This window comes from Vicinamibacteria bacterium, assembly GCA_035570235.1.
Lineage (GTDB): Bacteria > Acidobacteriota > Vicinamibacteria > Fen-336 > Fen-336 > DATMML01.
The window spans coordinates 85,680-93,566 of record DATMML010000086.1 but is presented as its reverse complement, the minus strand read 5'-3'; the positions used below and the strand labels follow the sequence as shown (position 1 = coordinate 93,566).

The 7,887-nt window shown below is 66.8% G+C and carries 5 protein-coding genes and 1 pseudogene; 2 read left to right on the top strand and 4 right to left on the bottom strand.

What is annotated here, in order from left to right:
- Nucleotides 1–156 precede the first annotated feature (156 nt).
- Nucleotides 157–495, top strand: a pseudogene (locus VN461_16195) (Calx-beta domain-containing protein).
- Nucleotides 496–837: 342 nt separating this feature from the next.
- The gene (locus VN461_16190; protein ID HXB56317.1) at nt 838–1,905 is read left to right on the top strand and encodes a VCBS repeat-containing protein; all 1,068 of its coding nucleotides are present in this window, start codon (nt 838–840) and stop codon (nt 1,903–1,905) included.
- A 102-nt stretch (nt 1,906–2,007) separates the two neighbouring features.
- On the opposite strand, the gene VN461_16185 is transcribed toward VN461_16190, so the two are convergent.
- The 4 genes from VN461_16185 to VN461_16170 all read right to left on the bottom strand — a co-directional run bounded on the left by VN461_16185 (nt 2,008) and on the right by VN461_16170 (nt 7,848).
- A complete protein-coding gene (locus tag VN461_16185) occupies nt 2,008–2,592 on the bottom strand; it encodes a transcription termination/antitermination NusG family protein (protein HXB56316.1) in 585 nt (194 codons plus the stop codon).
- 418 nt (nt 2,593–3,010) lie between these two features.
- Nucleotides 3,011–4,720: a sugar transferase gene (locus VN461_16180; GenBank protein ID HXB56315.1), complete on the bottom strand. Its 1,710-nt coding sequence runs from the start codon at nt 4,718–4,720 to the stop codon at nt 3,011–3,013.
- Between the two features lie 51 nt (nt 4,721–4,771).
- Entirely contained in the window at nt 4,772–5,821 is a 1,050-nt protein-coding gene (locus tag VN461_16175) for an NDP-sugar synthase (GenBank protein HXB56314.1), read from the bottom strand.
- Between the two features lie 476 nt (nt 5,822–6,297).
- Entirely contained in the window at nt 6,298–7,848 is a 1,551-nt protein-coding gene (locus VN461_16170) for a fibronectin type III domain-containing protein (GenBank protein ID HXB56313.1), read from the bottom strand.
- Nucleotides 7,849–7,887 lie beyond the last annotated feature (39 nt).

Here is a 7,887-nt window from a genome sequence, read left to right as displayed (position 1 = left end):
AAGCTGGATGGCGCGAACCTGGGAGCGGAGGTCACGACTTCGCCCTACTCCATCCTCTGGGCCACGGCCGGAGTGGCCAACGGCGCCCACACCCTGACCGCGGTGGCCCGGGATACCGCGAACAACACCGCAACCTCCTCGCCCGTCACGGTCACCGTCTCCAACGCCCCCCCGCCCACGCTCTCCATCAATGACGTCTCGGTCACCGAGCCCAACACAGGTACGGTCAACGCGGTCTTCACGGTGACCCTCTCCTCGGCCAGCAGCCAGACGGTCACGGTCGCTTACGCGACCGCGGACGGCACGGCCACCGCCGGGACCGACTATGTGGCCACCGCCGGAAACCTCTCCTTCTCTCCTGGAACCACGACACAGACCCTCACCGTCCAGGTCATGGGAGACACCCTCCCCGAGCCAAACGAGACCTTCTTCGTCAACCTGAGCGGGCCCACGGGCGCCACCTTGGCGAAGGGTCAAGGCACGGGGACCATCGTCGACACTTACGTCCCCCCGGCGAGGGCGTGGCAGGAGGGCACAACTGTCTTTACCTCGCACTCGAATTGCACCACGGGGGCGGTGGAGCAATTGACCAGCCAGCACGTCGGCTACGTCGGTACCACGGACGTCACCTTCCCCCGGGCCGGTGACGTCTACTACTCCCGGGTGGTCGTGAGCTCGGTAGGCAATGCCTGCGCGGGGCCAACGGTCCACGTGGAGGTGGTGCTCCCGCCGTCCACCCAGCTTGAGATCAGCGCCGGGCACCCCGTCTCCTGCTTCTCCACGAGCCCGACGGGTGTGACCACCCAGATCGTGACCGGCTGCCCGCAGGCCCTGAGCATGGGGACCTACGGCTGGACCCTGGATTCTGCCGATCCTGCACACCCGGGGCCCTGGGCCCTGCCCAGGGGCGCTAGTCTCGAGATCCAGTTCCCGGTTCGCTCCCTCCAGAAGCTGAGCGGCGCCACCACCAACTCGTATCTCCAGTCCTATGTCCACGCCCTGGACGGGGCGAGCAATCCCTGGGGAAACTCGACCCAGCCCGTCTCTGTCGGTGACAAGCCGCCCGGCTCCCGCCTGGGTCAGGGGGGGGCCGACTTCGACAACGACCTCCGCGCAGACCCCACCGTCTACCACCAAGCCAACGGGCTCTGGTACGTCCGGCAATCGTCGACGGAATCGACTTTCTCGGTGAGCCTCGGAGGCACGGGGTACACGCCCCTCTCGGGCGACTTCGATTGGGATGGTCACGCGGACCTGGCCGTCTACCAACAGAGCTCTGGGCTGTGGTTCATCCGGAAGTCCTCGACGGGCACGACTTACTCCTACGGCTTCGGGGGCCCCGGCTTCACACCGGTTCCCGCCGACTACGATGGGGACCAACAAACGGATTTCGCCGTCTACCATCAGGCGAGCGGGCTCTGGTACATCAACAAGAGTACGACGCTCACCACGGGGAACGTCGGGTTCGGGGGCACTGGTTACGCCCCGGTGCCGAAGGATTACGACGGAGACGGAAAGACGGACCTGGCCGTCTACCACCAGGCCAGCGGTCTCTGGTTCATCCAGCAGTCCTCGACCGGAGCCGTCACCACCACCGGCTTCGGCGGCCCCGGGTTCGTGCCCGTGCCCCGCGACTATGACGGCGATGGCAAGGCCGACCTCGCCGTCTTCCACCCCGCGAGCGGCCTCTGGTACATCCGGCCGTCGGGCGGGGGCCCGGACATCGTGCAGGGCTTCGGCGGGTCGGCCTACACCCCCGTGCCCGCAGACTACGACGGAGACGGGAAGGCGGACATCGCCGTCTATCACGAGGTGAGCGGGCTCTGGTTCATCAAGCAATCGACGACGGGCACGACCGTCTCCTTCGCCTACGGCGGCACCGGGTTCACCCCCGTCAACTACTGAGGGATGACAACCCGGACGACCGCCCGCTACCGGCCCCTGACCGGTGACAGGTTCTCCAACCCGAGGAAAGAGCCGGATGGGCCTGCTCCGCACGCAGCGTCGTCAGGCGGGCACCACTTGTGCGCATTCCACCTCGACGGCGACGCTGCGCTGAAGCATATGCACGGACAGCACCAGGAGGCCCTTCTCTGGGCGCATCCTCAACAGGATGCCCTCCAGCTCTGCCAACGGACCCGAGACGATGCGCGCCCGCTGGCCTTCGCGGAGGTAGGGATGGGGAAAGACAGGCTCACCCGAGACAGCCAGCCGGCGGATAGCCTCAATCTCCGCCTCCGGCACCACCGCCGGGCGGTCCCACCGCTCCCCTAGGATGCGCACCAAGCCCCGAGCCTTGCGGACCTCGATGTGGGCGGCCTTGTCGAGGGAGTCGTTCAGGAACAAGTAGCCGGGGAACATTGGGGCGCTCACCAGCCGGCCCCGGCCGGCCCGCACGGACCACACACCGATCTTGGGCAGGAAGGGGTGAAACCGTCTGACCGTGAGTTGGTCGTAGACCATCTCCTCACAGTGGCTGTGGGTCCACAGCACGTGCCAAGGCTTGGCGGCCAGGGAGAGCCCCAGTGGTTGAGACACAAGGGCGGCGCCCGTGTCAGCGAGTTCGAGACAGGCCGCAGCTTCCGTCAGCAAGGCTTCGCCCCCTTCGGTTTGGTCCTGCCCTCTGCAGGTCCTGAACCTCGAGCAAACATCAGTCGTCCCCTGCGGTGCCCCCAGGCGGCTGCCGGCGCCCGCCGGCTTGAAGGCCGCCCGACAGCTCAGGGCTCCCGTTCCGTCTCGTCTCTCTGTCCAGGACGTCCGAGCCTCCGGTGCGCCCGCTCCCTCCAGCGTCCCTGACCGCTACCGCTCGGCAGGGCCCGAGCCGCGGCTCCTTGGCCGCGAGGCGCTGGAGAGTAAAGGCAAACAGGTTTGCGCTTCCGAACCTCGGACGTCCTCGAGAGAGAGCTGCCGACGCCGTGGCTGTTTTTCATGCGCTCCTTCGATCTTGCAGGATTGAGCGACGCGAAGCTCAATTCGCAGGCGTCACAATCGACCGGGGCACAGGCAATGATCAACGCTGCTCCTCCAGATGGCGGGGCGAGACGATCCACGAAAGCGGGATCGGCCACTGACCGCCCAGGGTCAGGACCGTGGCGGCAAGGATCTTCAGGTCGACGAGGAACGACAGGTGCCGGACATAGAGCAAGTCGAAGTAAATCCACTGGTGGAAGTCGCCCTGCGACCGGCGCTGCCGGCAGACCTGCCAGAGCCCGGTGATGCCAGGGCGCACGGACAGTCGCCCATGCCGCCAGGGGACGCATAGCTGGTTCTCACGGAAGGGCGAGGGCCGGGGGCCCACGAGGCTCATCTCGAGCAAGAGCACGTTGATGAGCTGGGGCAGCTCGTCCAGGTTCAGCGCGCGCAGGGCACGTCCGAGGCGAGTGACCCTCGGGTCCTGGTCTAGCTTGAACTGGGGCCCGTCCACTTGGTTCTGAGACAAGAGCCCGCGCTGCTGGGCATCCGCCCCTGCGAACATGGTCCGGAACTTCAAGCACTCGAAGATGCGTCCTCCCTTGCCCTCGCGTCGGTGGCGGTAGAAGACCGGCCCCCGCGACTCGAGCTTAATGAGGACGGCGGTTACGACAAGGAGGGGGCTCAGCAGGAGGAGACCCAGGGCGGAGGCGGTCAGGTCGAACGCGGCCTTGAGGTAGGCATAGCTGGCCGACGAGCGGCGCCTCTTGACTTGCACCTCGGAACGCTCGATGCTCGTCGCTGTGGTCGGCTCGTGTCGCGGGGTTGGAGTCGCCGCCAACCCCGCCTCGCTGGTGGCCCCGAAGACAGCTCGGTGGCGTAGGCTCAAGCCGGGAGCGACAACCGAGCCCGGTCCGACCACGCACTGCGCCACCAGGGCATCCCTCTCCACCCGCGCTCCGGCCCCAATGACCGCCGGCCCGACGACCGTCACGTCGGGGCCGATCACCGCTCCGTCCTGCAGGACGATGGGGCCCAGCAGGCGCGCCGAGGGGTGGATCTGGCACCCCGGCCCGACCTCGAGCCAACCATCGTCCGTCGGCCGACGCCGAGAGAAATAGTCGAGCACCACCCGCTCGGAGAGGCCGAGCAGATCGCGCTCCTGCGAGAGGTCAAACGCTCCCCCTAAGATAGGGACATCGTTGCTGGGTACCCCGCGTTCGGCAAGGGTGCGACGGAGATCGCCCAGGGACCCGAACGGCAGATCGCTCTCTCCGCTCGTGCACGAGACGGGTAAGAGGGAGCAAGCGACCCCCGAAGTGAACACCCAAGTAGCGGAGTCGTAATAGCGTTGGATGCGGCGGACCGTGCCATCCGCGTCGAGCTGAACACGCTCGGTTGTGCCACCGGGGTGAGCCTCGAGGGCGACTAGATGGCGCACCCGCAGGGGACCGGAGTCGTTCTCCGGCATCAGGGCGTTGGGCTCAAGGCCCGTCGAAGGAAAGCACCGCGGGTCTATGAGCAACAGCCAGTCCGAGGGCTCGTAGTCGGCGATCCGGGCCGCGAGCTCACGGATGGGGACGATCGCGTCGACCCGAGCCCCGGAGTCCTTGATGCGCTGCTCGTAGTCGGGCGCGGGCGGGAAATCAGTGGCGATGGTGACGTTGGAGTGACCCATCGACGCCAAGTACTCGCTCAAATAGCCCAGCATCGTAGCCGGCCCGAGCGGGGCCAGGAGGAGCGAGGCCGGCCCGCGAGCACCTTGCAGGTAGCCTGGTCGTGAGTCGAGAAGAATTGCGAAGGCCTTCAAGTCGACCTCTTGGATTCCGCCAGGCGTTCGGAGGGGAACGCTGAAAGGCGCCTAAGAGACCGCGGGGCCCGCGTAGGCCGCGGTCGAACCCGCCCGGTTAGCACGCCGTCCCAGAGACGCGAGCATCGGACCCGCCTCGGACCGCTCCTCGGGACCGACCACATTGTTGAAGAGCCGCGCCACGGGGGGAACCACCGCGCCATCCCCCACGATACAGCCGTGAACGACTGCGCCCTCCCCCACCGTGCAGCCGCTCCACACCGCCGAGCGGGCGACAAGAGCGCTGCGGCCCACGGTGGACTCCGCGCCAATGCTCGTGGGCCCCACGATCGTGGCCCCGGCCTGGATGCGCGCCCGCGCACCAACCTGCACGGGCCCCACGAGGAGCGCCCCCTGCTCGACCCATGCGCTTGGGTGCACGAGCGACTCGTCCCCGTGATCTCGACCCTTCTCGGCCAGCCGCTGCAACATCCACTGGTTCACGGCCATGTAGGTCTGGGCGTTCAGGACGTGGGGGCAAAAGCGGCCCGTCTCGTGAGCGACCACACGCTCCCCAGCGCGGTGCAGCTTCGGGATCAGGTTCTCCTTGATATCCTGAAACCCGGTCTCGGGGATGTGGTCGAGCACTCGTCGCTCGAACACGTACACTCCACCCGGGCTCGGAGGGGCGGAGGGGAAGAATTCGCGGTGGACCACTGCGGTCACCGCGGCCCCCGACTCGTCGTGGGAGGCGAGGAGCTCCGCAAGGTCCACGGTCGGAATCGCGGTACCGTCGACGATCACGAGGGTCTCCGATTCCGTGCGCAGTCCCGCGTCACGAACGCACCCCGCCGCGCCGCGGGGCGTGCCGTCGTGGTAATAGCTGAGCTCCATATTCAGCTCCGCGCCGCCGCCGAACGCGGCTTCGATGGCGCGCGAGGTGCCGTTCGCACAGATCGTGGCGGGACTCACTCCCCCCTGGCAGAGCCAGCGGAGGGAGTAGGAGATGAGGGGCTCTAGCGCCACCGGAACGAGGGGACGCGGCGCAAGCTTCTCAAAGCTGGAGCCACTCCAGTGATGCGTGCCCGCAAGGACGACAGCGGAAAGACCACCCCTGCTCATAGGTGCCGAACCTCCCTCCCTTGCCGCCCACGACGGATAAAAGAGGCCCGGTGTCTGTGCACGTTGGTACACACATGCGACGACGGTCTCGAGGTCGAAAGGTCCTTGTCCTCGATGGTCATGTTCCCCTCAAGTGGAATCCGGATTCGCATCTCGCTCCAGCCCCCTGCGTACGCTGCCCGTCTCTCCGAAGTTAGGAGGAGCGAGGGAGAGCTTCAAGCGGAGGGTCGCCGAAACCGCGATCGGGGAATCCCTGAAACAGGGATCAGGCAGGCCGTAGGGCCTGGGAGGTGTGCCGCCGTCCGGGAAACGGATTCGTTGGGGGCCTCGGGGCTCCAGCCCAGACCGCCGGAGATGGCTCAGCGAGGGTCGGTAACACCATCCCGCCCTTGAACGCCAAGAGTTGCAGCGGCGCCAGGCGGCGTCGATCCCCGTCGCTCACCGCACCGGTCGCCTAGGGTCCCACCCCGTCAGCCCTAGAAGAGCAGCGTCGTGGCGCTCGCCACATTGGAGTAAGGCCCGAGGTTCCCAGCGGCGTCTGTCGCCCGCACGCGGTAGCTGTAACTCGTGTTCGCGGCCAGCCCCCCGTCGGTATACATCGTGCCCGTCGCGGTCCCGATCTGCGCAAAGGCAGTACAGGCGACACCCTGACAGCGCTCCACGAGGTAGCCCGTCACCGCCACGTCGTCCGTGGCCGCCGTCCAGAGGAGGTTGATCTGACTGCTGCTGGCCGCGGCCGCCGTCAAGGCGCCCGGCGCCGTGGGTGGCTGGGTGTCCGGCGCCGCGGTCCCGCCTTCCCAGCCCGCGAAAGTGAACGACTGGGTATAGGCCTCGATCCCAACGTCGCCCGCGGGATAGGAACCGTCGGTCGTGTATGCGAACTGGGACACGCCATTCTGGAAGACTTCGAGGGTGTTGCCATTGGCGGTCAGCCGCCACTTGTCTCCGGAGACGATGAGGGGAGTGAAGAGCAGGGCCGCGGTGAAGCTCCCGTCTGGGCTCATCTTGTAGATACCCGAGAGGCTCGGGTTATCCGCGGCGAGGAACAGCAGCCATCCTGTTTGTCCAGGGTTCGTGCGGTCGACCCGCACTATGGGCCCGCCACCGCCTTGCGCTACTGTGCCCAACGTGACCTCTGAATACTGCTGAGCGAGCGGCGCGATGCTCCACACGCCCGAGGCGTTGTGACCCGAGTCCTTGCCGATGGCAAGACCGCCCGCCTTTCTGAACCCCGAGTAGCTTGGCAGTGGATACCAGCGGTCTCCCTCGTCCAGGGGATCCTCCGCCCCCATGAAGTTCGAGGAGGCCCACGTCCCGGAGGAGACGGGGGCGCTACTGCAGGACCACGATGCGATCGTCGCGTCCGTCAGGGACGGGCCGGCCGTATACGCCAGCATCCCGGCCGTGCCGGTGGAATATCGCGGGGTGCTCGGCCCGGAGTTGTAGATGAAGTCGCGCACCCCGTTCTTGAGGCCATATATCACGGGGCCGCGCGCTATGAGTCGAAGCCTGTCTCCATCGACGACGGGCGAAGATGAGAGGATCGGAGACGCGGTGTAGCTCGTTCCATTGGCGTCAACGCGATACAGGTAGTTGAGCCCGTTCGTTCCGCTTGCCCACCACAGATAGTGGCTGTCCATCGCCGACCCGGACGTCTGGACGCGAACCATCGGCCCCACGTTGTTAATGTAGTTGATGACATTTCCGACATGCCCGACGACGATTTCCGAATAATGGTCGGCGGGGACGGCCGCGGTGGTGCGGGCACCTGCGTGATCGGGCCCGAAGCGGTCGGGGAAGGCTCCGTTGACCTTCTGGAACTGACCGCCGTTGGGCGAGAGGGACGTGAGCGCCACCCATGTACCCCCCTCGGAGAGCGGATCCTCCACGCCGACAAAGCTGGAGGACGCGATAGGCCCGGCGGCCATCGCCATGACCCCGATAAGGGGGACGACGAGGACAACGCCGAGTAGCGGTCCCATCCTGCGGTACTGGCGTAGCCCCTTTTTAGGCTCACCGACGTTCATGGGAGCAGCCTCCTGCCTGTGACATGTGATGCTATCGCC

Coding starts and splice junctions, on each gene's coding strand:
- VN461_16190 (HXB56317.1), top strand. CDS start 838: ATGGGGACCTACGGCTGGACCCTGGATTCTGCCGATCCTGCACACCCG.
- VN461_16170 (HXB56313.1), bottom strand. CDS start 7,848: ATGAACGTCGGTGAGCCTAAAAAGGGGCTACGCCAGTACCGCAGGATG.
- VN461_16175 (HXB56314.1), bottom strand. CDS start 5,821: ATGAGCAGGGGTGGTCTTTCCGCTGTCGTCCTTGCGGGCACGCATCAC.